Below are 24,763 nucleotides of genomic sequence, written 5' to 3' on the forward strand. Positions count from 1 at the left end.
TTGCGCCCCGTTTGGCTGCTGAATGCTGCTCGGTCAGTGCACGCCCGCAGGCCGCCGTGCTCGCTGTACGTGCCGGGTTTTTGCCGGCACCTGCGGCGGTTGTTGATTGGGCTGCGCGTGACGCCGCACGATACGTAGTACACCCCATAGCATGGCGGCTGCGACGCTCAGCCACATGCCGACCAGCATGAGGATTGCCAAGGTCAGGCTCATCTGTGCCTCCATCGCTGCGGCAAACGCCAGAGTGACCGGCGTTTGCGTTCCAGACACTGCTTTAGTCTAGCCTTTCGCCTGGGACGTTCCATCGAACAAAGGTCTATCTCTGAGTCCGATTCGCTCCAAGCCGTTGTCGGACTATACCCGCGCCGTCGTCGGACCTATGATCAGTGGCCAGAGCTGGGCGCTGCCTGCCCGGCGTTGGATCAAGCGAGTGTCCATGCAGCAATCTTCCTTCAAGAGCGCCCGGCGGCTGCTGTCGGCCTTCATCGTGGCAGCCAGCCTGGCGGGCTGTGCCAGTGCGCCGCCCGCCAATCTCAAAGGCCTGCCGCAACGGGTCGAAATCAGCAGCGTGCCGTTCTACCGGGGCAACGCCAACCATAGCGGCGCCATGGCCCTGGCAGCAGTGTTGTCGCAACAGGGGGCACCGATTACCCCGGGGCTGCTGGACAAGCCCCTGAACCTGCCACAGGGTGCCGACGCACTGGGTACCGCCATCCCTAGCGTGGCGCGGGATTACGGCATGGTGGTGTACCGCCTGGACAAGCAACTGGATGCGCTGTTGACCCAAGTGGCGGCGGGCAACCCGGTACTCTTGCGCTACGAAGACGGTTCCGCCTGGTGGGGCGAGCCGCGCTATGCGGTGCTGATCGGTTATGACCGCTACAAGCAGCGGGTACTGCTGCGCTCGGGCATGCACCGCCGGCACATGATGGCATTCGACGCGTTCGCTTCGGCGTGGGCCGAGCAGGGCAGTTGGGCAGTGCTGGTGCAGCCGCCACGGCAATTGCCGGCTGAAGTGGATAGGCAACGCTGGTTGCAGGCGGCGGAAGAGTTGTCGCGGGCGGGGCAGGAAATCGCGGCGAAGCAGGCGGTGAACAGCCTGAACAAATGATCGTTCCCATCATGGCCTTTTCGCAGGCAGACCTGACCCTCCACGGAGCGTGTGCGCACCGCACAGCGCCATGGAGGAGCGGGTCCCGCCCCGAGGAGGCCCGCTACATCAGAAGCCCAGGCGGTCGCGCAGGCTGTAGTACCAGGCACCGATAGCGCTGAACGGCACGCGCAGCATCTGGCCGCCTGGGAACGGGTAGTGCGGCAGGCCGGCGAAGGCGTCGAAACGCTCGGCCTGGCCGCGCAGGGCTTCGGCCAGCACCTTGCCCGCCAGGTGGGTATAGGTCACGCCGTGGCCCGAGCACCCCTGGGAGTAATAGATGTTGTCGCCGATGCGACCTACTTGTGGCAGGCGCGACAGGGTCAGCAGGAAGTTGCCGGTCCAGGCGTAGTCGATTTTCACGTTCTTCAGTTGCGGGAAGGCCTTGAGCATCTTCGGGCGGATGATCGCTTCGATGTTGGCCGGGTCACGTGCGCCGTACACCACACCACCGCCGAAGATCAGGCGCTTGTCGCTGGTCAGGCGGTAATAGTCGAGCAGGTAGTTGCAATCTTCCACGCAGTAGTCCTGCGGCAGCAGGGTGCGCGCCAGCTCTTCGCCCAGGGGTTCGGTGGTGATGACCTGGGTGCCGCATGGCATGGATTTGGCGGCCAGCTCTGGCACCAGGTTGCCCAGGTAGGCGTTGCCAGCGACGATGATGAACTTGGCGCGGACCTTGCCCTGTGGGGTATGCACCACAGGGTTGGCGCCGCGCTCGATGCGCACGGCCGGGGTTTGCTCATAGATGATGCCGCCCAGCGACTCGACCGCTGCAGCTTCGCCCAGCGCCAGGTTCAGCGGGTGGATGTGACCGCCGCTCATGTCGAGCATGCCGCCGATGTAGCTGTCGCAGGCCACCACCTCGCGGATGCGCTTCTGGTCCATCAGCTCCAGCTGGTTGTGGCCGAAACGCTCCCACAGGCGCTTTTGCGATTCCAGGTGGCCCATCTGCTTGCTGGTGAGCGCGGCGAAAACGCCGCCGTCCTTCAGGTCGCACTGAATGTTGTACTTGGCCACGCGCTCGCGAATGATACGCCCGCCTTCGAAGGCCATGTGGCCCAGCAGTTGGGCCTGTTTAGGGCCCACAGTGCGTTCGATCACGTCGATGTCGCGGCTGTAGCTGTTGACGATCTGGCCACCGTTGCGGCCCGAGGCACCGAAGCCGACCTTGGCGGCTTCGACGATGCTCACCTTGAAGCCGTTCTCCAGCAGGAACAGGGCGCTGGACAGGCCGGTGTAGCCGGCGCCGATGATGCATACATCGGTTTCCACCTCACCCTGCAGCGCCGGACGTGGCGGCACCGGGTTGGCCGAGGCGGCGTAGTAGGACTGGGGGTAGGGGGTGTTAGCCATGCTGCAGGAACCTCGTGTTTTATATTTTTAACGAATGTAGCGATGCTATCAATAATAATAAACACCCGCTAGTCGTCTGTTGAAAATCCCTCACACAGTCGCACGCGACCCTTCTCTATAAAGAGGTTTAGATTCAGTAGCTTAGCGCGAAAAAAAGTGTTGACAGGCTTTTCCAATTGCGTAGAATGCGCACCACACGACAGGCACATAGCTCAGTTGGTTAGAGCACCACCTTGACATGGTGGGGGTCGTTGGTTCGAGTCCAATTGTGCCTACCAAATCGAAGAAGGGGTGATCCGCAAGGGTCACCCCTTTTTTCATTGGTTTTTCCGGCGGTTGGCTGCAACACCGGGAAACTGCGAAAGTTTTTGATTTTTCTGAAAAAAACGCTTTACAGGTGCGCACTTGATCACTAAGATGCGCACCACACGACAGGCACATAGCTCAGTTGGTTAGAGCACCACCTTGACATGGTGGGGGTCGTTGGTTCGAGTCCAATTGTGCCTACCAAACTCCAGAAAGGGCGATCAGCAATGATCGCCCTTTTTGCATGTGCGCGTGAAGCAGCCTGTAACCTTTGGTCACGCTTCGGCCAGCGCGCAGCATGCTAGAATCCGCCCCTTCGAAACTGGAGGTACACGCGTGCGTAAACTGGCTGTGGTAATGGCAGTGCTCGCCCTGGCGGGCTGTGAGAACGAGGTCGAGGGCGTGCACAAGCAGGTGGCTGAACACTTGCACAACCCCAAGACGGCCAAGTTCGGCAACGTGCGGATCGACACCCAGGGCACCATCTGCGGCCAGGTCCGTGGCAAGGACGATGCCGGGCAGTACGAGGCCTACCGCAGCTACGTGGCGTTCAAGCGCGATGGCCAGTACGACATCATCGTGGACGAAACCGGCAACAACCTGCGTATCCGCGAACTGTGCGGCGGTGCCGACCTGCAGCGTCGCGCCGAAGCGCTGGCCGACCAGCCGGCACCCGAAGGCTGGGATGTGGAGGTGGTGCAGGGCGCCAACATGGGCGCGCTCAGCGACATGACGGCCCGCCTGATCGAAAAGGGCATCCCGTCGTCGGTGGAATACCGCGATGGCAAGCCGGTGGTGCTGATGGGGCCGTTCCCTACTCGCGAAGAGGCGCAGGCCCGTCGCGACGAAGTCATGGCCAAATTGGGCACCGACTCGGTGGTCATCCAGCACGGCGCAGCGCGCTGACCTGCGCGGCCAACCCGCTCCCAAGGCGCATGATAGGCACCTTGCGCCCAGCATTGGCTATGCTTGGGTAGGGAGAGGCTGAAATGGGGGGGGCGCCTGATGTCGACACTGGAGCGGGCCATAGCCGTGGCCGCCAGGGCGCATGAAGGGCAATACGACAAGGGTGGGGCGGCGTATATCCTTCACCCTTTACGTGTGATGCTGCGGGTTGCCACACCGGAACAGCGCATTGTTGCGGTGCTTCACGATGTGATCGAGGATACCCCGCTGACCCTCTCCGACCTGGCGCGGGAGGGCTTCGCGCTGAAGATTCTCGCAGCCCTGCTGGCGCTCAGCCGGCGTGAAGGCGAAGCTTATCAGGACTTTGTCGTGCGCCTGGGCGACGACCCGCTGGCGCGCACGGTCAAACTGGCTGACCTGGCCGACAACAGTGACCTTTCGCGTATTCCCTGCCCAGGCCCTGCCGACCTGGCGCGGCTGGCGCGCTATCGCGAGGCCAGCGCTTACCTGCAGGCACTTCGTTAGCTCAGCCGCAAGCCTTGAGGTTGACCGGCCCGACAAACTCGTTACCGCGCCCCATTACACAAGCTACCCGCTGGTTGCGTTGCAGCTCCCAGGGTTGTGGCGGGTAGGTTTTGTTCCAGGCTTCGAACAACTGCCGGTCCTGGCGCGACAAGCGCAGGTTGTACTGTTTGCTCATGTAGAAGTAGGTGCGCGCGATCATGCCGCGGATGGACGGGCGTGGCATCACCTTTCTGGTCTTGAAGTCGACCTGGGTCAGGCAACTGCCGTACTGACCACGCTGCTCGGGCAGCCAGCCGAAGCTGAAGTTGCTGCGATCACCGTTGACCTCGCCAATGCTTGGCACCAGGTTGTGCAGGTCGGCCTCCGCACGTTTGTAGACCTCATCATGCTGCGAGCACTGCTTGCGCCCGCCGCTTTGCCAGCACTGGCGCTGATGGCCGATCTGCCAGGCCGGTACGATGTGCTCCCATTCGATGAGCGCAGCGCGCCGGGCACTCTTGCGCGGGGTATAACCGCAGGAGGCCAGATCCACCTTGTTGCCTTTGTATTTGCACCCGCAGTAGAACTCTGTGGACTGCGGTGCATACAGCTTCCAGGCGACCTTCTTGGCCTCCTGGAAAGTGCGCGGGGCCTCGGCCTGGACAACAGGGGCGGCACACAGCAGGAGCAGGCCGGTAGCAGCGAAAAGCGGAATGCTCATGCCTGGTCAGTCTTCCTTCGGCACCGTCCAGAAAATCTGCACGCCGCCATCGTCACGGTGGGCGAGGGTGACGTTGTCGTTCTCGGCAATTTCCTCGAGCAGGGTTTCCCAGTCGTCCGGGCTTTCCTGTTCCAGGCGGAAGATCAGCGCCGCGCGGCTGCGTTGGGCGGTGGGACTGTTGATGATCTTCTGGATGCGAACACCCAGCTGAACGTAGCTGCTTGGGGTGGCGGAGGCGGTGCTGGACACAGGAATATCCTTGTTGTGCTGTATGTGCGTACAGTATTTCAGCGTAAGCAATTTCGCAACAGCTTGTCAGGGAAAATCCGGCGAGGCTGGCCAGAGGGTTCGCACTGTCGGTGCGGGTCTGGTGTAATGGCGGCCATTTTCGGAAGCTGCGCATGTATCGATTTCTTTCTCGTTTTCCTACCTCTACAGGCCTGGTCCTGCTGATTGCAGGCGACTTTGGTGCGCTTGACGATGCCTGGGCCGATGCCTCCACTGCCGTGGTGATCGAGCCGCTGGTGGTGAGCGGTGCCTACCTGCCCACGCGTACGTTCGACCTGCCGTTCTCGGTCGATACCATCGACTTGTCTCGTGGCACTGACGGCCAGTTGGGCGTCAACCTGTCGGAAGTGCTGGGCAAGGTGCCAGGGCTGGTGGTGCAGAACCGCCAGAACTACGCCCAGGACCTGCAGGTTTCTTCGCGAGGCTACGGCGCCCGCTCGGCCTTCGGGGTGCGGGGCATCAAGCTGATCAGCGATGGGATCCCGGCCAGTACTCCCGACGGTCAAGGGCAAGCGGCCACGCTCAACCTGGATGTGGCCGAGCGCATCGAGGTGTTGCGCGGCCCGGCCGCCACCCTGTACGGCAGCAACGCCGGTGGGGTTATCCAGATGTTCAGCCGCGACGGCCAGGGCTCTGCCCAGGTAGGTGCCGAAACCACCTTCGGCAGCGACGGTTTCAACAAGAACCACGTGAGCGCCGAGGGCGGTAACGACACGGCCGGTTTCCTGCTGGATGCGTCGCGCATGGACACCGACGGCTACCGTGACCACAGCGCGGCGCGCCGTGACCAGACCTTCGCCAAGGTCCATTTCAAGCCCGATAGCGAATCGCGCCTGGCGCTGATCTACAGCAGCCTGGAACAGAACGGCACCCAGGACCCTCTGGGGCAGACCTGGGAAGCCTACAAGCACGACCCGCGCTCCAGCGCGGCAGTGGCGCAAACCTATGACACGCGCAAGAGCATCGACCACCAGCAGTTGGGCATGAACTATGAGCGCTACATAGGTGACGCCACGTTGCAGCTGAACCTGTACGCCGGGCAGCGCCGGGTGGTGCAGTACCTGTCCATTCCCAAGACGGTGGTCTCGAACAGCCAGCGCGGGGGTGGCGTGGTCGACTTCGATCGGCATTTCCAGGGCGGTACGCTGCGCTGGATCCAGCCGGTTGCCCAGGTGCCCGGCAATCTCACCCTGACCCTTGGCGCCGATTACGACCAGAGCAAGGATGACCGCCGTGGCTACCAGAACTTCAGCGCTGACCAGCTGGGTGTGAAGGGCGAGTTGCGACGTGACGAGCAGGACACCGCCACCAGCCTGGACCCTTACCTGCAGGCGCACTGGGAAATCGGTAACTGGACCAGCGAGCTGGGCTTGCGCTACAGCAGCATGAACATGCGCGTCGATGACCATTACCTGGCCAACGGTGACGCCAGCGGCTCCAAACGGTATCAGCAAGCTACCCCTTCGCTGTCTGTGATGTACGCCTTCACCCCTGATTTGCGTGGTTACGTGAGTGTCGGCAAAGGCTTCGAAACCCCCACGCAGGCCGAGATGGCCTATGCACCGGGAGCGGACGAACGCTTCAACTTCGGGCTCGAGCCTGCCACCAGCATGCAGTATGAAACGGGCCTGAAGTACCGGCTGAGCGAGCGCACGCGGCTGGACGCCGCCGTTTACGAGATCCAGACCGAAGACGAAATTGTCGTGGACCGTGCGACGGACGGCCGAACCAGCTATCGCAATGCCGGGCGTACCCTTCGGCGTGGCTTCGAGGCCCGCCTGCAGCAGGATTGGAACGACCAGTGGCAGGCCACTGTGGTGTACACCCGCACCGACGCGCGCTATGCCGAAAACGTCAGCCAGGCCATCGCACGTGGCAACCGCCTGCCAGGTGTGCCTCAGGACAACCTGTATGGCGAGGTGCTGTGGAAGCCGGTGGCGGCGGTCAGCATGGGCCTGGAAGGGCAGTACCGCAGCAAGGTGTATGTCGACGACAGCAACGCTGCCAAGGCGGCGCCGGCCTATGCCGTGTTCAATTGGCGTACGCGCTTCGAGCAGCATGTCGGCCCGTGGACATTCCACCAACTGGTGCGCCTGGACAACCTGTTCGACCGGCAATATGTAGGGTCGGTGATCGTCGGCGACAGCAACGGGCGTTACTACGAGGCCGCGCCTGGGCGCTCATGGTATGCGGGGGCGGGTTTGGCGTACCGGTTCCAGTGACGGGCTACCGGGGCCGGGTGGCGCCTGCAGGGGCTGCCCAGCCACCGCTTGCAGTGCCGGTAGCGGTAGAATCAGCACCTGATCATACGCTTCAGAGGTAGATGCGGTGGAATTGCAGCAGGGCTTCGTCCTGACCCGGCATTGGCATGACACGCCCGAAGGGACCTGCGTGGAATTCTGGCTGGCTACCGATCAGGGGCCCCGGCAATTGCGGCTTGCCCCTCAGGGCTCGGTGGCTTTCATCCCGCTGGCGCAGGCTGAACATGCCCGGGTGTTGTTGGCCAAAGAGCCAGGTGTACAGCTCAAGCCCTTGCAGTTGAAGGACTTCGAGCAGCGCCCGGTCATGGGGCTGTATTGCCGCCAGCACCGGCAGCTGATGCAACTGGAGCAACGCCTGCGCAACGCCGGCATCGACATTTTCGAAGCCGACATCCGCCCGCCCGAACGCTACCTGATGGAGCGCTTCATCACCGCCCCCGTGCAGTTCACCGGCAAGCCTGATGCACAGGGCGTGCTCTGCGAAGCTCAGCTCAGGCCGCTGGCAGGTTACCGCCCACCGCTGCGCCTGGTGTCGCTGGACATCGAAACCAGCGAACGTGGGGAGTTGTACAGCATTGCCCTGGAGGGCTGTGGCCAGCGTCAGGTGTACATGCTTGGCAAACCCAACGGCGACCCGGCGGGGGTGGACTTCGATCTGCACTACTGCGCCGACCGCGCCGAGCTGCTGGTGTGCCTGAACCAGTGGATGGCGCTGCACGACCCCGACGCGATCATTGGCTGGAACCTGATCCAGTTCGACCTGCGCGTGCTGCATGAGCACGCCAAGGCGTTGCAGGTAGCGCTGGCCTTGGGGCGCAGAGGCGCAGCCATGACCTTGCGAAGCCAGGGCGGCGGTGGCCACGTATTCGCCGACGCCCCGGGGCGCTTGTTGATCGATGGCATCGAGGCGCTGCGCTCGGCCACCTGGAGTTTCCCATCGTTCAGCCTCGAAAACGTCGCCCAGACGCTGCTCGGCGAAGGCAAAGCCATCGACACACCCTATCAGCGCATGGACGAAATCAACCGACGCTTCGCCGAAGACAAACCGGCCCTGGCGCGGTACAACCTGAAGGACTGTGAGCTGGTGACGCGGATCTTCGCCCACACCCGCCTGCTCGAGTTCCTGCTGGAACGCTCATCGGTTACCGGCCTGGCGGTGGACCGCAGCGGCGGGTCGGTCGCCGCGTTTTGCCACTTGTACATTCCGCATATGCACCGCCTGGGGTACGTGGCGCCCAACCTGGGCAGCCGGCCGGACGAAGCCAGCCCTGGCGGCTTCGTCATGGACTCGCGCCCAGGTTTGTACGACTCGGTACTGGTCCTGGATTACAAAAGCCTGTATCCCTCGATCATTCGCACCTTCCTGATCGACCCGGTGGGCCTGGTGGAAGGTTTGCACCGTCCTGACGATGAGCACTCGGTGGAGGGTTTCCGTGGCGGGCGGTTTTCCCGCAGCCAGCATTGCCTGCCGGCCATCGTCGAGCGTGTGTGGCAGGGCAGGGAGGCGGCCAAACGCGAGGGTAACTCGCCGTTGTCCCAGGCACTGAAGATCATCATGAACGCGTTCTACGGTGTGCTGGGTTCCAGCGGTTGCCGCTTCTTCGACCCCCGGCTGGCCTCGTCCATCACCTTGCGTGGGCACCAGATCATGCACCAGACCCGGGCGCTGATCGAGGCCCGGGGTTTCGACGTGATCTATGGCGATACCGACTCCACCTTCGTCTGGCTCAAGGGTGCCCATGCCGAGGAAGACGCGGTGCGCATCGGTCGCGAGCTGGTGGCCGAGGTCAACCAGTGGTGGCAAACGCACCTGCGCGAAAGCATGAACCTTGACTGCGCCCTCGAGCTTCAGTTCGAGGTGCATTACCGGCGTTTCCTGATGCCCACCATCCGTGGTACCGACGAGGGCAGCAAGAAACGCTATGCCGGGCTCAGGCAGCGGGCTGATGGCACAGAAGAAATGGTGTTCAAGGGCCTGGAATCGGTGCGCACCGACTGGTCACCGCTGGCCCGGCAGTTTCAGCAGGAACTCTACGCACGCGTGTTTCGTGGTGAGCCGTACCGTGATTACCTGTGTGACTATGTACAGCGCACGCTGGCGGGTGAAAACGACGAGCTGCTGGTCTATCGCAAGCGCTTGCGGCGGCCACTGGCCGACTATCAGCGCAATGTCCCGCCCCATGTGCGTGCCGCACGCCTGGCCGACGACTACAACAAGCGCCTGGGCCGCCCGCTGCAATACCAGCGCGGCGGCTGGATCAGCTATGTGATCACCACCGCAGGCCCAGAGCCGCTGGAAAACCTGCAAGCCCCCATCGACCATGATCATTACATCAGCCGGCAGTTGCAGCCGGTGGCTGATGCCATCCTGCCTTTTGTCGGCGACGACTTCGCGCGGCTGATCGACCATCAACTGCTGCTGTTCTGAACGGGTAGTAGATAGCTAGCCGTCGGCGTGCCCTGAACCTGCACAAACTCTAGCCTCAACGCCATCGCGGAGGCACCGATGCAGGGCAAATCCACTTCACCTTCGAATGCGGTCGACGCACTTGCCATCGCGCAAGCCTGCCAGGACCATTACATTGCACAGCGGCTGCCGGCCTGGATGGCGAAGCTGACGGTGGCCGACTACCGGCTGCTGAGCCAGGCACTGTCGCAGTTGCTGGCTTGCCGGGAAGGGCTGACGCAAGCCTTGGCACAGGTGCGCAACCTGGATGATTTCAGCCGGCCTTTGCTGCAGCAGGCGCTGGCCCGGTTTGGCACCCTGGATGCCGACCGCGTGAGCCTGCGGCAATGGTATTACATCACGTCGCCGACCATCAGTTATGTGACCGGTCGGCTTCCGGTGGCCGACAGCGATTACTACGATACGCCGCTGCTGGAGGCAGCGCTGGGCAACTTCACCGAGGCCGAGCAGCATGATCAGCCCCGCAAGAATTGCCTGGTGGATGCGCTGGGCGCCACGCATGCCGAGCTATCGGCAGCGGCTTTCGTCAGGCTGTGCCGCACGCTGGACCTTGGCCAGCAGTACCAGGCGCACCTGGCGGGTGTTTTTCAGCCAGGCGTGCGCGAGCTGCTGGTTCGCCGCCAACGCTATGGCATGCTGGCCGATGCGCTTGCAGCCAGTGCACAGGGCGTGTTGAGCGCGGCCCAGCTGCACTGGGTGGTGCAACTGTGCATGCATGACACGCTTGGCACCCTAGCGGGATCGCCGGTCAGCGTCCGCCGGCTGGAACTGTTTGGTTGCCGCATGCAGCAGATCGTGGTGCTGGATGTCATTGCCGAGGGGACGTTCTACAACACCAGCAAGTACGTCCTGGTGTATGTACCTGGCGACCCCGCAGGCCCCTGGAGCGTGTGCAACGACCTGGAACACTACGCCCGCCGGGTGCTTGGCAAGCGTTTGCGCAAGAACGACTACCGGCGTTTCTTCAGCCGCTTCGTGCGCCGTCGCGACAGCCAGCGGTTTTTCTCTGCTGTGGGTGAGCGGCTCGACGATGTCACCCGCTGGGCGACCCGCAGCCTTGATGAACAGACGCATGCCTATGGTTTACCGCTGTTCGATGCCCTGGCTGATGACTGGATTGGCCAGGTCAAGGATGACGCGGCGATCATCGCCCCGCCAGTGGCGATGCTCGATCGCCAGGCTCAGGCCGAGCATGCCCGCCGTTTACAGGCTGAAGGGCAAACCCTGCTCGGCATCGCAGGGCTTTTCGTGCCCGCAATTGGCGCGGTGATGCTGGGTGTGATGGCCTGGGAACTGCTTGAGCAAAGCTTTCAGGCGGTCAGTGACTGGCAACAGAACGAACGCAATGCTGCGCTGGCCCACCTGCTGGATGTGGGCAAAGAGTTGTTGACCGTCGGTGCAACCGTTGCTGTTGTCGCGGCGGCGCGACGTGCCTGGAGCGTGGTAGACCCACTGGTGCCGGCGCAGCTGCCAGGTGGCGAGGAAAAACTGTGGAACACCGACCTGGAACCCTACCGTTGTGGCACCCCGCCGGCTACCGCGGTGCGGGACGAGCAGGGGGTGTATCGCCTGGCCGAGCGCTGCTGGATCAGCATGGACGGTCACTGGTATGAAGTGGCGTGGCGCAAGAACGATGAACAATGGCAGTTGCTCCCTTACCAGGGCTATGCCCCCTTGCTCCGCCACAATGGCGCCGGTGCGTGGCGGCTGTGGTGCGAGCAGCCCGCCGAATGGGCAGACGCGCGCCAGCTGTTCCGCCGCCTGGGCAAGCCCTACAGCGACCTCGATGACCTGCAGATCGACCAGGCGCTGGCCATCCACGGGCTGGACGACCAGCACTTGCGGGCATGGCATGTGTATGGCCGAGCACCTGAGGCAGCGCTGGCTGACACGGTGCAGCGGCTGCTGTTCGCCGGGCGGATCCACACGTTGGTCGGTCAACTGCGCGAAGGTGCCGCCACCGCCGATCAGCAATTGCTGGCGCGGGTGTTGAGCCTTCCCCAGGCGGCAGGCCTGCACGGGCGCGCGCTGGCCGAAGTGGCCTGGGCCGGGCGCCGGGAGCTGCTGCAAGCCATGTACGAGGAGCACAACACCGGCCCGCAAACCCCTTGCCCTTTGCAACGGGCCTTCGCCAGCCTGCACCGCCTGGCGGCCAGGGAAGTGATGCGCAATGCCAGCGAGGACGACCTGCAGCACCTGCAAGAGACCGGGCGCGTGCCGCTGTTCATGGCCGAGGCGGCCAGGCTGCAGGTTACGCGGATTCGAACCGCGCGGGTCTTTGAGGCGCTGCGCATCGATACCCCACAGAATCTCGACCTGGCGCGGGTTGTGCTGAACCTGCTGGGGCAGGTGCCGGGGGCCGGAGGGCCAGGCTGGCGATTGTTCGACGGTGAGGCCAGCGAGCCGCTGCTGACAATCGAAGGCGCGGGCCCAACCTTCGATCTGCTGCACCAGCATGGGGTGTTTCGCTTGCACGACCGTGCCCAGGCCAACGCCGGTGCTGCCGGGGAGCTGTTCGAAACACTGGCGGCGGCGTATGACGCCGAGGCACGAGCGGCCAGCCGGCAGCCTGCTGTGTCCGCACCCGCCCTGCGCCAGGCGTTGGCAGACCTTGCCTTCAACCAGCGGCCAGCCGTGCTGGGCGCCCTTGGCATGGGCCAGCGCCGCGGCGCCTTCGTGGCACCGCTGCGGCTCGCTGACGGCCGCATTGGCTACCCCATGGCCGGCGGCAGGTTATGGGCTGCGTTCGGGCGGCTCAGGCCGCGGGCGCTGCAGGCACGCCTGCGCGACCTGTACCCGGCCTTCAGCGACGAGCAGGTTGGCCAATGGTTGGCGTCAGCCGATGCCCGGGCCAGGTTGAACGGCCTGGAGGCGCAATACCGACAGCTCAATAGCCACCTCGACAGGTGGGTATTCAATGCGGTTGCCACACCTGAACTGACTGCCCGACGTGAATTCAGAAAAGGCTTGATCGACTGCTGGCGCTTGCTCGTCCCCGAGTTGCAGGACCAGGCATCTGTGCAGGGCGGGCGCTTCATGCTGACCCAGACCCGCAGCCGTTTGCGCCAACTGCCTGGCCTGCCGGCCCAAGTGAGTTTCGCGCACGTGTCCATACTGGCCTTGCGCGCCATGCGGCTGGAGCAGGTGCCCGACGATTTCCTGCAGGCGTTTCCCAACTTGCGCAACCTGGAAATCACCAATTGCCGGCTCAGGCGCCTGCCGCTGCCTCAGATGCTGGCACAAAGGCTGGAGGTGCTCGACCTGTCAGGCAATCAGATCGCGCTCGACGAAAGCCAGGCGCTGGTCCTGGCCGGTTGCCGCTCCCTGGTGTACCTGAACCTTTCGGACAACCCGTTGCGCCGGGCATTTTCCGTGTTCGCCATGACCGAGCTCAACGCCTTGCACCTGTCACGCACGCAACTGCCGGAGTTTCCCTACGGCACGCTGGACGCGCCGCAACTGCACACGCTGGACCTCAGTGGCAACAGTATTTCAGTGCTGCCTGACGACCTGCATCAGTCACACCTGTGGCGCGCGGGCCGGGTCGAACTGTCGGGCAACCTGCTGGCGGCTGCATCGCAGGCGTCTTCCAGCTGGCATTGGCTCGAGGCGAGTCGCGTGCCGTATCGGTTCCGTTATCTGGACCTGGTGGCGGCAGAACGTCGCGATGAAATGGCCGCGTTGTGGGTTCATCTGGAAGCCGATGAGGTATCGGACGACTTCTTCAAGACGTTGTCCGTACTGACCACCTCCGGCGCATTCAAGTTTTCCTCCACCGCCTGCGCGCTGGCAGCCCGGATACTGGAAATGTTCGAAGCAATGAGTGAAGACACTGCGCTGCGGCTGGAGCTGTTCAGGCACGCCGCGGCGACGGATTGCCAGGACAACGCCACTGCCCGTTTCGCTGACCTGGAAGTGCGCTTGATGATATGGCGTACGCGCCGCCAGCAGGGTGGGCGCCCCCCGGAGCAGGGCTTGTTGTGGCTCGGCGGGCAGTTATGGCGCTTGGCGTTGCTCGATCAGTTCGCGGCAGAACATGCCCGCCGGTTGGGGGCCGGCAGTGAGTCACTCGAATTCGCCCTGGCTTACCGTGTTGCCTTGCGCACGGCCCTGGATTTGCCCGCCCAGCCCGGGGAGATGTTGTATACCGATATTGCCCGGCTGCAGGACACCGACCTTCGTTCGGCGCGTGCCTTCGTGCTGGCAGCGCAGACCCGCGACGGCATGGCTGAATACCTTTCCAGGCAACGCTTCTGGCAGGACTACCTGCGGGGCAGTTTCCCCGATCGACTGCAAGTGCCGCAGGACATGCATGATGAACTGGAGCGGCTGATGGCGCTGGGCAACCAGGAAGCGCAGGTCGAGCGGCTGCAGATTCGGAATCAGCAGCGTGAGCATGCCCTGCTGTTGCAACTGACCCTCGAAGCCCTGGACAGAAACGCGCCCGGCGACAGCACGACGGGGTAAAACGGCCAGCGCAGCGCTGCCGGCCGGTGGCTATGCGCTATGCTCAGAGCAGGCGGCGATGTTTGCACAGGCCTCGCCGCCCGGTCACGGAAATCGGAAGTTACCTTTGTGGCAAGCACGCCATGGGCTGTTGGTTTAGGCTCCCGCGTCGGATCTTTCTCCATGATCTGTAGTCTTTGGTTTATCGAGAGAATAAGGAGATATGCATGCTCGTCCGCTCACTGACCCTCGCCACCCTGCTCGCGCTTGCCGGCCCTTTGCATGCCGCTGACAGTGACGCACCGTTGGCCAAGGAACTGGGCAAGGCGCGGCCATTGGTGGTCATTGCGCCGAGCAGCGCCGACCCCACCCTGCGTGGGCTCAACAAAGCGCTCGAAGACCCGGCTACCCAGGCAAAATTCAAGGAGCGCAGCCTGGTGCTGTACAGCGTGGCGCAAATGATGGGCAAACGGGAGGACAAGAACCTCGAGCAGCAAACCACCATGGCGCTGATCCGCGAGCTGAAGCTGGGGGCGAGCAAAGGCACCAAGGTGATTCTGGTAGGCAAGGATGGTGAGCGGCATGTTCTCAAGGATGACGAAGACAACACCGCCCTCGATCCCCAGGTGATCTTCGAGGCAGTCGATGCGCTGCCCGCGAGCGAGAAGGCGGTAACCGCACCAGAGCCGGTGGCGGCCGCACCGCAAACCAAGGCCAAGGACAGCAAACCTGCCAAACCGGCCAAGCCTGCCGCCCCGCCCAAGCCGCTGGAAGACTGAACGCGTGGCGGCCCTGAGCTTGCTCAGGGCCGTTGCCACGCAGGCCTGGCTCAGTCAGGAGAAGCTGGCGAAATGTGCCTGCATCCGCGCGGCGTCAGCCTGCCGGCCGCTGAACAGTTCGAATGCTTTCACAGCCTGGAACACCGCCATGTTGCTACCGTCCAGTGTGCGGCAGCCCAGCGCCCGTGCAGCGCGCAGCAGTTCGGTTTCCAGCGGGAAGTAGATGATCTCCGCCACCCACAGCCGTGCATGCAGCAGCGCCACTGGCAGCGGCGTGCCGGGTAGCTTGGCCATGCCGACCGGGGTGGTGTTGACCAGCCCGTCCGCATCGGCCAGTGCCGTGGCCAAGTCACCGCCAAGCATTGCCCGCCCCGCACCGAAATGCGCATTCAGGTTGTCGACCAGTGCCTGAGCGCGGGCGGTATCCACTTCGAACAACACCAGCTGTTCAACCCCTTCGCCCAGCAAGGCATGCGCCACCGCCGAGCCCGCGCCGCCAGCCCCCATCTGCACCACCTTGCGGCGGGCCACATCGGGCAGGCCGCGGCGCAAACCTTCGGCAAAGCCCAGGCAATCGGTGTTGTGGCCAACCCGCTTGCCGTCCTTGAGTACCACGGTGTTGACCGCGCCGATGCCGCGCGCTTCATCCGACAGCTCGTCGAGCAACGGCAGGATCGCCTGCTTGAACGGGTAGGTGATGTTCAGGCCGGTAAAACCCGTGTGCTGCGCAGCGTCGAGCAGGCCGGGCAGGGCGCTGTCGTCCAGTTGCAACTGGTCTGCGTCGATCAGCCGGTACAGATAGCGCAGGGCCTGGGCATCGCCTTCGTGCTCGTGCAGGGCCGGGGTGCGCGACAGTTGGATACCCCGGCCGATCAGGCCGGCAAGAATGGCAGGCTGGTTCATGCTGCACGCTCCTTGAGCAGTTCGGCGAAGTGGCTGATGGCCATGCGGTAGCCGTGGCTTCCCAGGCCGCAGATGACGCCGACCGCGATCGACGAAACGAACGACACGTGGCGGAACGGTTCACGTTTGTGCACGTTGGACAGGTGCACTTCGATGACCGGTACTTCGCTGGCCACCAGCGCATCGCGAATGGCTACCGAGGTGTGGGTCCAGGCACCTGGATTGATCACGATACCGGCGCAGCGATTGCGCGCGGCGTGGATCCAGTCGATCAGTTCACCTTCATGGTTGGTTTGCCGGAATTCGACTTCCAGGCCGTGGGCATTGGCAGTGTCGGCGCAGTGTTGACCAAGGTCGGCAAGGGTTTCGTAACCATACTGGGCCGGCTCTCGGGTGCCCAGCATGTTCAGGTTGGGGCCGTTGAGCACGAGAATGAGGGGCGTCATGACGGGCTTCGCTTTGTTGTTGTTGGATGTGCCTAGTTTTGTACTGACTGGTTAGTTCCGTCAATTGAGGGGAGCCGCCGTGTTGGGAAAGTGGGCGATTATCGAACCGCGTTCGCCGCCAAGGCGCGCTGGCTCACAGGCTGCACGCCTTACAGAATTGTAATTTTCATGCCACCACCCCGATAACCAGCCCTCTCTACAGTCCCTCGCCACCCTTCGTCGACGAGGACCTGTTCCGTGCTCATCCCCCGCAAGTTCGCCTTGCTCTGCCTGCTGCTGGTTGGCGCCACGAGCGCCCACGCCAGCCAGCGCCTGAGCTTGCCCCAGGCGCTGGCCGCCGCTTTTGCCCAGAACCCGGAACTGGCTGCCACCAGCCGCGAAATCGGCATTGCCGACGGCGAGCGGCGCCAGGCCGGGTTACTGCCCAACCCCGAGCTGGCGTGGGAGGTGGAGGACACGCGCCGGGACACCAGCACCACCACCATCACCCTCAGCCAGCCGCTGGAACTGGGCGGCAAGCGCGCTGCACGCATCGCCGCGGCCGGCGTCGGTCAGGCGATCGCCCTGCTTGACCTGGAACGCCAGCGCAATGCCCTGCGTGCCGATGTGGTCCAGGCGTTCCATGCCGCCTTGCGGGCACAGGCCGCGCTGGAGCTGGCGCAGCAATCCCAGGCCTTGACCGCCCGCGGCTTGCGGGTGGTGCAGGGGCGGGTCACTGCCGGCCAGTCATCGCCCGTGGAGGCCACCCGCGCCCAGGTGCAACTGGCCCAGGCCGAGGCCCAACTGCGCCGCGCGCAAACCCAGCGTAGCGTGGCCTACCAGGCCCTGGCGCGTTTGACCGGCAGCCCGCTGGCCAGCTTCGACAGCTTGCAGGCGGCCAACCTTTCGCCTGGGGTCGCGCCCAGTACTGACACCTTGCTCGCCCGCGTCGAGCAAACGGTCGAGTGGCGCCTGGCCGCCGCCCAGGTCGAGCGTGGCGATGCGGCGTTGGGCACGGAAAAGGCTCAGCGCATTCCCAACCTCACCGTCAGCCTTGGCAGCCAGTACAGCCGCGAAGAGCGCGAGCGGGTGAACGTGGTTGGCCTGTCCATGCCGCTGCCGTTGTTCGACCGTAACCAGGGCAACGTGCTGGCGGCTGCGCGCCGTGCCGACCAGGCGCGTGACTTGCGCAATGCCGTGGCCCTGCGCTTGCGCAGCGAAACCCGCAGCGCCGTCGACCAATGGGCCACGGCCATGCAGGAGGTGGCGGCCTACGACCGCACCATCCTGCCGGCTGCACAGCAAGCCGTGGACACCGCCACCCGTGGTTTCGAAATGGGCAAGTTCGCTTTTCTCGATGTACTCGATGCCCAGCGCACGTTGATCGAGGCCCGTGGCCTGTACCTCGAGGCCCTGGCCACGGCGGCCGATGCACGCGCGCGGGTCGAGCGTATCTACGGCGACCTCGATGACCTGGGCAACCCAATGATCAGCAGGAGCAGCAATGACTAACCCACGCAAGTTGGCCCTTCTGGCAGCCACCCTGGCCGCGTTAGGCCTCGGTGGCCTGGCCTGGACCGGTACGCTCGGCCAGGCAGCCACTGCCCAGCCAGCTGAAGACAGCCATGAGCATGGCGAGGCGGACGCCGCCGAAGGGCATGCAGAAACAGAGCACGACGATGAACAAGGGCAGGTGCACCTGTCCATCGCCCAGATCGAAGCTGCCGGGGTGCAGCTGGTTGCTGCCGGGCCGCGCGCGCTGGGTACAGCCATAAACTTCCCCGGTGAAATCCGTTTTGACGAGGACCGCACCGCCCACGTGGTACCGCGGGTGCCGGGTGTGGTCGAGGCAGTCCAGGCCGAATTGGGCCAGGCGGTCAAGCGCGGGCAGGTGCTGGCGGTAATCGCCAGCCAGCAGATCTCTGACCTGCGCAGCGAGCAGCAGGCTGCCCAACGCCGCCTTGAGCTGGCGCGCCTGACCTTGCGCCGCGAACAACAGCTGTGGCAGGAGCGCATCAGCGCCGAGCAGGATTACCTGCAGGCGCGCCAGGCGCTGCAGGAGGCCGAAATCGCCTTGGCCAATGCCCGGCAGAAGGTCGCCGCGGTAGGGCCGGCAGGTGCCGGCAACCGCTATGAACTGCGCGCACCGTTCGACGCCGTGGTCGTGGAGAAACACCTGAGCGTGGGTGAGGTGGTCGACGCGACCAGCAACGCCTTCACCCTGTCTGACCTGAGCCGGGTGTGGGCGACTTTCGCCGTGGCACCGCGTGAGTTGGACAAGGTACGCACCGGCCGTACGGTCATGGTCAGCGCGCCAGACCTGGGGGCCCAGGTCGAAGGCAAGGTCAATTATGTTGGCAGCCTGCTCGGCGAGCAGAACCGTGCCGCCACCGTCCGTGCCAGCCTGGCCAACCCTGACGGCGCCTGGCGCCCCGGTTTGTTCGTCAATGTTGCGGTCAGCATCGAACGTTTCGAGGCTGCGGTAGTGGTGCCTGAAATCGCCCTGCAAAGCCTGGACGCGCAGACCGTGGTATTTGCCCGTACCGAGCAGGGCTTCGAGGCCCGACCCGTAACCACTGGCCGTCGCGATGCCGGGCAGGTGGAAATCACCAGCGGCCTGGCCGCCGGAACCCAGGTGGCTGCCGCCGGCAGCTTCGTTCTCAAGTCGGAGCTGGGCAAAGGCTCGGCCGAGCACAGCCATTGACCAGGGGTACGCCTGCATGTTCGAACGCCTGATCCAATTTGCCATCGAGCAGCGCCTGGTGGTGATGCTGGCTGTGGTCCTGATGGCCGCGGTGGGCATTCACAGCTACCGGCAGTTGCCGATCGACGCCGTACCGGATATCACCAACGTCCAGGTGCAAATCAACACGGCCGCACCCGGTTACTCGCCCCTGGAGACCGAGCAGCGCATCACCTTCGCCATCGAAACCGCCATGGCCGGCCTGCCCGGGCTCAAGCAGACGCGCTCGCTGTCGCGCTCGGGGTTGTCACAGGTCACGGTGATCTTCGAGGACGGCACCGACCTGTTCTTCGCCCGCCAGTTGGTCAACGAGCGCCTGCAAGTGGCGCGCGAGCAACTGCCCGAGGGCATCGAGGCTGGCATGGGGCCGATCTCCACCGGGCTGGGGGAGATTTTTCTGTGGACGGTGGAAGCCGAAGAGGGGGCCCTGAAGGAAGACGGCACCCCCTACAGCGCAACCGACCTGCGCGTGATCCAGGACTGGATCATCAAGCCGCAGTTGCGCAACGTGCCCGGGGTGGCAGAGGTCAACAGCATTGGCGGGCACGCCAAGCAGTACCTGATTGCGCCGGACCCCAAGCGCCTGGCGGCCTACAAGCTCACCCTCAACGACCTGGTCGCGGCGCTGGAGCGTAACAACGCCAACGTCGGCGCGGGTTACATCGAACGTAACGGCGAGCAGTTGCTGATCCGCGCGCCTGGCCAGGTGGCCTCGGCCGATGATATCGCCAACATCGTCATCTCCAGCGTGGACGGCACCCCGATCCGCGTCAGCCACGTTGCCCAGGTAGGCCTTGGCGAAGCGTTACGCTCGGGGGCGGCGACCGAAAACGGCCGCGAGGTGGTGCTGGGCACGGTATTCATGTTGATCGGCGAAAACAGCCGCACGGTATCCCAGGCAGTGGCTGCCAAGTTGGTGGAGATCAACCGCAGCCTGCCCGAAGGGGTGTCGGCGGTGACCGTGTACGACCGCACCAACCTGGTGGAAAAGGCCATCGCCACGGTGAAGAAGAACCTGATCGAGGGGGCCATTCTGGTGATCGCCGTGCTGTTCCTGTTCCTGGGGAACATTCGCGCGGCACTGATCACCGCCATGGTCATTCCGTTGTCGATGCTGTTCACCTTCACGGGCATGTTCGCCAACAAGGTCAGCGCCAACCTGATGAGCCTGGGCGCGCTGGATTTCGGCATCATTGTCGACGGCGCGGTGGTGATCGTGGAAAACGCCATCCGCCGACTGGCGCATGCCCAGCAACGGCATGGCCGCATGCTGACGCGCAGCGAGCGCTTGCATGAGGTGTTTGCCGCCGCCCGCGAAGCACGGCGGCCACTGATCTACGGGCAGTTGATCATCATGGTGGTGTACCTGCCGATCTTTGCCCTGACCGGGGTCGAAGGCAAGATGTTCCACCCTATGGCCTTCACCGTGGTCATCGCCCTGCTTGGCGCGATGCTCCTTTCGGTGACCTTCGTACCCGCTGCGATCGCCCTGTTCGTCACCGGCAAGGTCAAGGAAGAAGAGGGCCTGGTAATGCGCACGGCGCGGCAGCGTTATGCGCCGGTGCTGGCCTGGGTGCTGGGCCGGCGCCGGCGTGCATTTGCCGGGGCAGCGGCCTTGGTGCTGTTGTCCGGGGTAATGGCCAGCCGCATGGGCAGTGAATTCATCCCCAGCCTCAGCGAGGGTGATTTTGCCCTGCAGGCCCTGCGTGTGCCGGGCACCAGCCTGTCGCAATCGGTGGACATGCAGCAGCGCCTGGAGCAGGCCATCATCGCCCAGGTGCCCGAGGTGGAGCGGGTGTTTGCCCGTACCGGTACCGCCGAGATCGCTGCCGACCCGATGCCGCCGAATATTTCCGATGCCTATGTGATGCTGCGCCCGCGCGAGCAATGGGTCGACCCCGGTAAGTCACGCGAGGCGCTGATCGCCGATGTGCAACGTGCCGCCGCCAGTGTTCCCGGCAGCAATTATGAGTTGTCGCAGCCGATCCAGTTGCGTTTCAACGAGCTGATTTCCGGTGTGCGCAGTGACGTGGCGGTGAAGCTGTTCGGTGACGACATGCAGGTGCTCAACCGTACTGCCGCACAGATCGCCGGCAGCCTGCAGGGCGTACCCGGTGCGTCCGAGGTGAAGGTCGAGCAGACCACGGGCCTGCCGGTGCTGACCATCGACATCGACCGCGACAAGGCCGCCCGCCATGGCCTGAACGTGGGTGATGTGCAGGATGCCATCGCCACCGCGGTGGGCGGCCGCAAGGCGGGCACCTTGTATGAAGGTGACCGGCGGTTCGATATGGTGGTGCGCCTGTCGGAAACCTTGCGTACCGACGTCGATGGGCTGGCTAGCCTGCTGATCCCGGTGCCGGCCAGTGGGGCTGCGGGCACCGGGCAGATTGGCTTCATCCCGCTGTCGCAGGTGGCCACCCTTGACCTGCAACTGGGGCCGAACCAGGTCAGCCGCGAAGACGGCAAGCGGGTGGTGGTGGTCAGCGCCAACGTGCGGGGGCGCGACCTGGGCTCGTTTGTGCAGGAGGCCGAGCAGGTATTGCGCGGCCAGGTGCCGATACCGCCTGGGTACTGGACACGCTGGGGTGGCCAGTTCGAACAGCTGCAATCGGCGGCCGAGCGCCTGCAAGTGGTGGTGCCAGTGGCCTTGCTGCTGGTCATGGCGTTGCTGTTGATGATGTTCAACAACCTCAGGGATGGCCTGCTGGTGTTCACTGGAATTCCGTTCGCCCTCACAGGGGGCGTCCTGGCCCTGTGGTTGCGCGACATTCCCTTGTCGATTTCCGCTGGCGTGGGCTTCATTGCCCTGTCGGGGGTGGCCGTGCTCAATGGCCTGGTGATGATTGCCTTCATCCGCGGCTTGCGTGAGCAGGGGCGAACGCTGCGTGCGGCGGTCGAGGAGGGCGCGCTGACCCGTTTGCGGCCGGTACTGATGACCGCGCTGGTGGCGTCACTGGGCTTCATTCCCATGGCCTTGGCGACGGGCACCGGGGCTGAGGTGCAGCGGCCATTGGCGACCGTGGTGATTGGCGGAATTCTGTCTTCGACCGCCTTGACCTTGCTGGTATTGCCGGCGTTGTACCAATGGGCTTATCGGCGCGAAGAGGCGCAGGAGGGGTAAAGCCCTGGGGCCGCTGGGGCGGCCCATCGCGGCACACCTCCACCCTGCAGGGTGTGCCTGGTGGGAGCAACTGTCTTTCTCAAAATTTGAAAAGCCTGCGCGATTCATTGTGGCAGCGGGCAAGCCCGCGAAGCAGGCAACGCGGTGTCTGGCACCGGCTTTGCCGGTGTTCGCGGGCATGCCCGCTCCCACAGGGCCTGCGCTGGCTTGGAGTTGCCGCCGTACTTGCAGGAGCAGCTGTCTTTCTCAAATTTTGAAAAGCCTGCGCGATTCGTTGTAGGAGCGGGCTTGCCCGCGAAGCAGGCAACGCGGTATCTGGCACCGGCTTTGCCGGTGTTCGCGGGCATGCCCGCTCCCACAGGGGGGCTGCGCTGGCTTGGAGTGGCCGCCGTACTTGCAGCAGCAACTGTCTTTCTCAAAATTTGAAGCCTGCGCGATTCACCTGTGGGAGCGGGCAAGCCCGCGAAGCAGGCGACGCGGTGTCTGGCACCGGCTGCGCCGTTGTTCGCGGGCACGCCCGCTCCCACAGGGCCTGCGCTGGCTCGGAGTTGCCGCCGTACTTGCAGGAGCAGCTGTCTTTCTCAAATTTTGAAAAGCCTGCGCGATTCGTTGTAGGAGCGGGCTTGCCCGCGAAGCAGGCAACGCGGTACCTGGCACCGGCTGCGCCGGTGTTCGCGGGCATGCCCGCTCCCACAGGTACTGCACTGGGTTTGAAGCTTGCGCGACAGCCTGCGCGATTCGTTGTGGGAGCGGGCTCTAGGCACCTGCGGCATTCAGCTTGTCATTCGCCGCTCTCACTCCAGACTCTAATCCCCTCTCAAGACACACGCGGCTTTGTGTCGCGATGGGCTGCACGGCAGCCCCGGGATCTCAAACCGAGCCTTGAACGCCTTGGCCTACACCCTCGGCGTTGGGTTCATCATGCAGCGATATCCGGGACGTTTCCGGCAACGCCAGCCCGCCGAGCAAAGCCACCAACGCAATCACCACCAGGTAGAACGCCGGCGCCAGGCTGCTGCCGGTCTGCCCGATCAGCCAGGTCGCGACCAGCGGCGCGGTGCCACCGAACAGCGTATAGGCCACGTTGTAGGTGATGGCCGAAGCGGTGTAGCGGGTCCGGGTCGGGAAGCTCTCCGACAGCAATGCCGCTGTCACCACCCCGCTGCACAGTGCCCCGACCGCCAGCAGAATCACCCCCAGCAGGGCCCCCGGCATCGAACCGGAGCTGGCCAGCCAGTAGGCCGGGAACACGCACAGCATCACCCACAGGCAGGTGAAGCCGATGGTCTTGCGCCGCCCGAACCGGTCCGACAGCGCCCCCGCCAGCGGGCAGCCGATGGCGGCGAACAGCAGGGCCACGGTGGTGACCAGCAGCGACTGCGCCCGGGTCAGGTTGCCGACCAGTTGCAGGTAGGTGGCGAAGTAGGTGGTGAACATGTAGAACGACAACGCCGTCAGCGAAATGAACGCCCCCAGGTTGCGAATGGCCTGGCCGTGGTGGCGCAGGGTTTCCTTGAGTGGCGAATGCTCGTGCTCCTTGCCCTGGGCCACGGCTTCCCGGAATGCCGGGGTTTCTTCCATGCGCCAGCGCAGGTACAGGCCGACCAGGCCCAGTGGCGCGGCGATCAGGAACGGAATGCGCCAGCCCCAGGCAGCCATGGCTTCGCTGGACAGGCTGGCTTCCAGGCTATAGGCGATCACCGCCGCACAGGCGAACGCGGAAAAGGTCGAAACCGGTACGAAGCTGCCGTAGAAAGCCCGCTTGTCGTTGGGCGCGTGTTCCATCAGGTAGGCGCAGGCCCCGGCGTATTCGCCACCGGCAGAAAACCCTTGCAGGCAGCGCGCCAAGGTCAGCAATACCGGCGCGGCCAGGCCGATGCTGGCGTAGGTCGGCAGCAGGCCGATCAGGGTGGTGGAGCCGGCCATCAGCAAGATGGTCAGCGAGAGGATGCGCTTGCGCCCCAGCCGATCGCCGAGGGCGCCGAACACGATACCGCCCAGGGGGCGCAAGGCGAAGGCCACCGCGAACACGGCAAAGGTCTTGAGCAAGGCGACGCTGGAATCTTCGCTGGCAAAGAACTGGCTGGCGATCAGCGTGGCGAGAAAGCCGTATACGGCAAAGTCGAACCACTCGACGAAATTGCCGATGGCCGAGGCGGCGATCACCCTGCGCAGGGTGGCGGGGGATACCTCATGAGGTGCGGACATGCGGGTGCTCTCCGATTCCATTGGCAGGCATGATGAACGTGGTGCGGTCTGGCCGCGCCATCATTGTTATGCCTGCCAGTAGATAACCGGGCAGCGCAAAGCGCTTTGTCGAGGACGACCTCGGGATACCTGAATCAACCGCCATCGACACGGCGTGTGCCCGCCAGCGCAGCGGGCGC

General features: G+C 64.3%; 17 protein-coding genes and 2 tRNA genes. 12 read left to right on the forward strand and 7 right to left on the reverse strand.

Going from position 1 to position 24,763, the window contains the following annotated elements; genetic code table 11:
• Window positions 1-33: 33 nt before the first annotated feature.
• Entirely contained in the window at window positions 34-213 is a 180-nt protein-coding gene (locus tag K4A76_RS09550; protein ID WP_009682774.1) for a hypothetical protein, read from the reverse strand.
• A gap of 166 nt (window positions 214-379) precedes the next feature.
• On the opposite strand from K4A76_RS09550, the gene K4A76_RS09555 reads away from it, so the two are divergent.
• The gene (locus K4A76_RS09555; RefSeq protein WP_274412028.1) at window positions 380-1,111 is read left to right on the forward strand and encodes a peptidase C39 family protein; all 732 of its coding nucleotides are present in this window, start codon (window positions 380-382) and stop codon (window positions 1,109-1,111) included.
• A 108-nt stretch (window positions 1,112-1,219) separates the two neighbouring features.
• Here K4A76_RS09555 and K4A76_RS09560 read toward each other — a convergent pair whose 3' ends face one another.
• Entirely contained in the window at window positions 1,220-2,503 is a 1,284-nt protein-coding gene (locus tag K4A76_RS09560; RefSeq protein ID WP_003250557.1) for an NAD(P)/FAD-dependent oxidoreductase, read from the reverse strand.
• Between the two features lie 201 nt (window positions 2,504-2,704).
• Here K4A76_RS09560 and K4A76_RS09565 point away from each other — a divergent pair.
• The 4 genes from K4A76_RS09565 to K4A76_RS09580 all read left to right on the forward strand — a co-directional run bounded on the left by K4A76_RS09565 (window position 2,705) and on the right by K4A76_RS09580 (window position 4,240).
• Window positions 2,705-2,781 (forward strand) — tRNA-Val (locus K4A76_RS09565).
• Window positions 2,782-2,936: 155 nt separating this feature from the next.
• Window positions 2,937-3,013 (forward strand) — tRNA-Val (locus K4A76_RS09570).
• 132 nt (window positions 3,014-3,145) lie between these two features.
• Entirely contained in the window at window positions 3,146-3,715 is a 570-nt protein-coding gene (locus K4A76_RS09575) for an SPOR domain-containing protein (RefSeq protein ID WP_029884966.1), read from the forward strand.
• A 99-nt stretch (window positions 3,716-3,814) separates the two neighbouring features.
• Window positions 3,815-4,240, forward strand: coding sequence for a hypothetical protein (locus K4A76_RS09580; RefSeq protein ID WP_009682779.1), 426 nt, complete (start codon window positions 3,815-3,817; stop codon window positions 4,238-4,240).
• A gap of 1 nt (window position 4,241) precedes the next feature.
• Here K4A76_RS09580 and K4A76_RS09585 read toward each other — a convergent pair whose 3' ends face one another.
• Together K4A76_RS09585 and K4A76_RS09590 are read right to left on the reverse strand one after the other, a co-directional pair.
• Window positions 4,242-4,940 carry an endonuclease I family protein gene (locus K4A76_RS09585; RefSeq protein ID WP_274412029.1) on the reverse strand — a complete coding sequence of 233 codons (699 nt, stop codon included), beginning with the start codon at window positions 4,938-4,940 and terminating at the stop codon, window positions 4,242-4,244.
• 6 nt (window positions 4,941-4,946) lie between these two features.
• Window positions 4,947-5,189: a DUF1654 domain-containing protein gene (locus K4A76_RS09590; RefSeq protein WP_054905228.1), complete on the reverse strand. Its 243-nt coding sequence runs from the start codon at window positions 5,187-5,189 to the stop codon at window positions 4,947-4,949.
• Between the two features lie 152 nt (window positions 5,190-5,341).
• On the opposite strand from K4A76_RS09590, the gene K4A76_RS09595 reads away from it, so the two are divergent.
• From K4A76_RS09595 to K4A76_RS09610, 4 genes are all read left to right on the forward strand, one after another.
• The gene (locus K4A76_RS09595; RefSeq protein WP_274412030.1) at window positions 5,342-7,450 is read left to right on the forward strand and encodes a TonB-dependent receptor family protein; all 2,109 of its coding nucleotides are present in this window, start codon (window positions 5,342-5,344) and stop codon (window positions 7,448-7,450) included.
• 106 nt (window positions 7,451-7,556) lie between these two features.
• Window positions 7,557-9,917: a DNA polymerase II gene (locus K4A76_RS09600; protein WP_274412031.1), complete on the forward strand. Its 2,361-nt coding sequence runs from the start codon at window positions 7,557-7,559 to the stop codon at window positions 9,915-9,917.
• A 78-nt stretch (window positions 9,918-9,995) separates the two neighbouring features.
• Window positions 9,996-14,423 carry an NEL-type E3 ubiquitin ligase domain-containing protein gene (locus tag K4A76_RS09605; protein WP_274412032.1) on the forward strand — a complete coding sequence of 1,476 codons (4,428 nt, stop codon included), beginning with the start codon at window positions 9,996-9,998 and terminating at the stop codon, window positions 14,421-14,423.
• Window positions 14,424-14,629: 206 nt separating this feature from the next.
• Entirely contained in the window at window positions 14,630-15,181 is a 552-nt protein-coding gene (locus tag K4A76_RS09610) for a DUF4174 domain-containing protein (RefSeq protein ID WP_009682785.1), read from the forward strand.
• A 54-nt stretch (window positions 15,182-15,235) separates the two neighbouring features.
• Here K4A76_RS09610 and K4A76_RS09615 read toward each other — a convergent pair whose 3' ends face one another.
• Together K4A76_RS09615 and aroQ are read right to left on the reverse strand one after the other, a co-directional pair.
• Window positions 15,236-16,084, reverse strand: a complete 849-nt coding sequence (locus K4A76_RS09615; RefSeq protein ID WP_274412033.1) for a shikimate dehydrogenase — start codon at window positions 16,082-16,084, stop codon at window positions 15,236-15,238.
• A complete protein-coding gene (gene aroQ / locus K4A76_RS09620; RefSeq protein ID WP_029884970.1) occupies window positions 16,081-16,530 on the reverse strand; it encodes a type II 3-dehydroquinate dehydratase in 450 nt (149 codons plus the stop codon). Before aroQ ends, K4A76_RS09615 begins: the two co-directional genes overlap by 4 nt.
• Window positions 16,531-16,767: 237 nt before the next feature.
• Between aroQ and K4A76_RS09625 the strand changes: the two genes are divergently transcribed.
• The 3 genes from K4A76_RS09625 to K4A76_RS09635 are packed head-to-tail and all read left to right on the forward strand — an operon-like array spanning window position 16,768 to window position 22,376.
• Window positions 16,768-18,021 (forward strand): TolC family protein, encoded by a 1,254-nt coding sequence (locus K4A76_RS09625; RefSeq protein ID WP_212623627.1) that lies wholly within the window; start codon window positions 16,768-16,770, stop codon window positions 18,019-18,021.
• Window positions 18,014-19,213, forward strand: coding sequence for an efflux RND transporter periplasmic adaptor subunit (locus K4A76_RS09630; protein ID WP_054911915.1), 1,200 nt, complete (start codon window positions 18,014-18,016; stop codon window positions 19,211-19,213). Before K4A76_RS09625 ends, K4A76_RS09630 begins: the two co-directional genes overlap by 8 nt.
• 16 nt (window positions 19,214-19,229) lie before the next feature.
• Entirely contained in the window at window positions 19,230-22,376 is a 3,147-nt protein-coding gene (locus K4A76_RS09635) for an efflux RND transporter permease subunit (RefSeq protein WP_054911914.1), read from the forward strand.
• An 870-nt stretch (window positions 22,377-23,246) separates the two neighbouring features.
• Here the strand turns inward: K4A76_RS09635 and K4A76_RS09640 are convergent.
• Complete coding sequence (locus K4A76_RS09640; protein WP_274412034.1) at window positions 23,247-24,584, reverse strand: MFS transporter; 1,338 nt, start codon at window positions 24,582-24,584, stop codon at window positions 23,247-23,249.
• Window positions 24,585-24,763: the final 179 nt, after the last annotated feature.

Origin of the sequence: Pseudomonas sp. NEEL19, from assembly GCF_028751975.1 — a bacterium.
In the GTDB taxonomy this organism is placed as follows: Bacteria; Pseudomonadota; Gammaproteobacteria; order Pseudomonadales; family Pseudomonadaceae; genus Aquipseudomonas; species Aquipseudomonas juntendi.

Bases quoted from the DNA above. Each gene is read 5' to 3' on its own strand.
- K4A76_RS09550 (WP_009682774.1), bottom strand. From the start codon at position 213: ATGAGCCTGACCTTGGCAATCCTCATGCTGGTCGGCATGTGGCTGAGC.
- K4A76_RS09555 (WP_274412028.1), top strand. From the start codon at position 380: ATGATCAGTGGCCAGAGCTGGGCGCTGCCTGCCCGGCGTTGGATCAAG.
- K4A76_RS09560 (WP_003250557.1), bottom strand. From the start codon at position 2,503: ATGGCTAACACCCCCTACCCCCAGTCCTACTACGCCGCCTCGGCCAAC.
- K4A76_RS09580 (WP_009682779.1), top strand. From the start codon at position 3,815: ATGTCGACACTGGAGCGGGCCATAGCCGTGGCCGCCAGGGCGCATGAA.
- K4A76_RS09585 (WP_274412029.1), bottom strand. From the start codon at position 4,940: ATGAGCATTCCGCTTTTCGCTGCTACCGGCCTGCTCCTGCTGTGTGCC.
- K4A76_RS09595 (WP_274412030.1), top strand. From the start codon at position 5,342: ATGTATCGATTTCTTTCTCGTTTTCCTACCTCTACAGGCCTGGTCCTG.
- K4A76_RS09605 (WP_274412032.1), top strand. From the start codon at position 9,996: ATGCAGGGCAAATCCACTTCACCTTCGAATGCGGTCGACGCACTTGCC.
- K4A76_RS09610 (WP_009682785.1), top strand. From the start codon at position 14,630: ATGCTCGTCCGCTCACTGACCCTCGCCACCCTGCTCGCGCTTGCCGGC.
- K4A76_RS09615 (WP_274412033.1), bottom strand. From the start codon at position 16,084: ATGAACCAGCCTGCCATTCTTGCCGGCCTGATCGGCCGGGGTATCCAA.
- aroQ (WP_029884970.1), bottom strand. From the start codon at position 16,530: ATGACGCCCCTCATTCTCGTGCTCAACGGCCCCAACCTGAACATGCTG.
- K4A76_RS09630 (WP_054911915.1), top strand. From the start codon at position 18,014: ATGACTAACCCACGCAAGTTGGCCCTTCTGGCAGCCACCCTGGCCGCG.
- K4A76_RS09635 (WP_054911914.1), top strand. From the start codon at position 19,230: ATGTTCGAACGCCTGATCCAATTTGCCATCGAGCAGCGCCTGGTGGTG.
- K4A76_RS09640 (WP_274412034.1), bottom strand. From the start codon at position 24,584: ATGTCCGCACCTCATGAGGTATCCCCCGCCACCCTGCGCAGGGTGATC.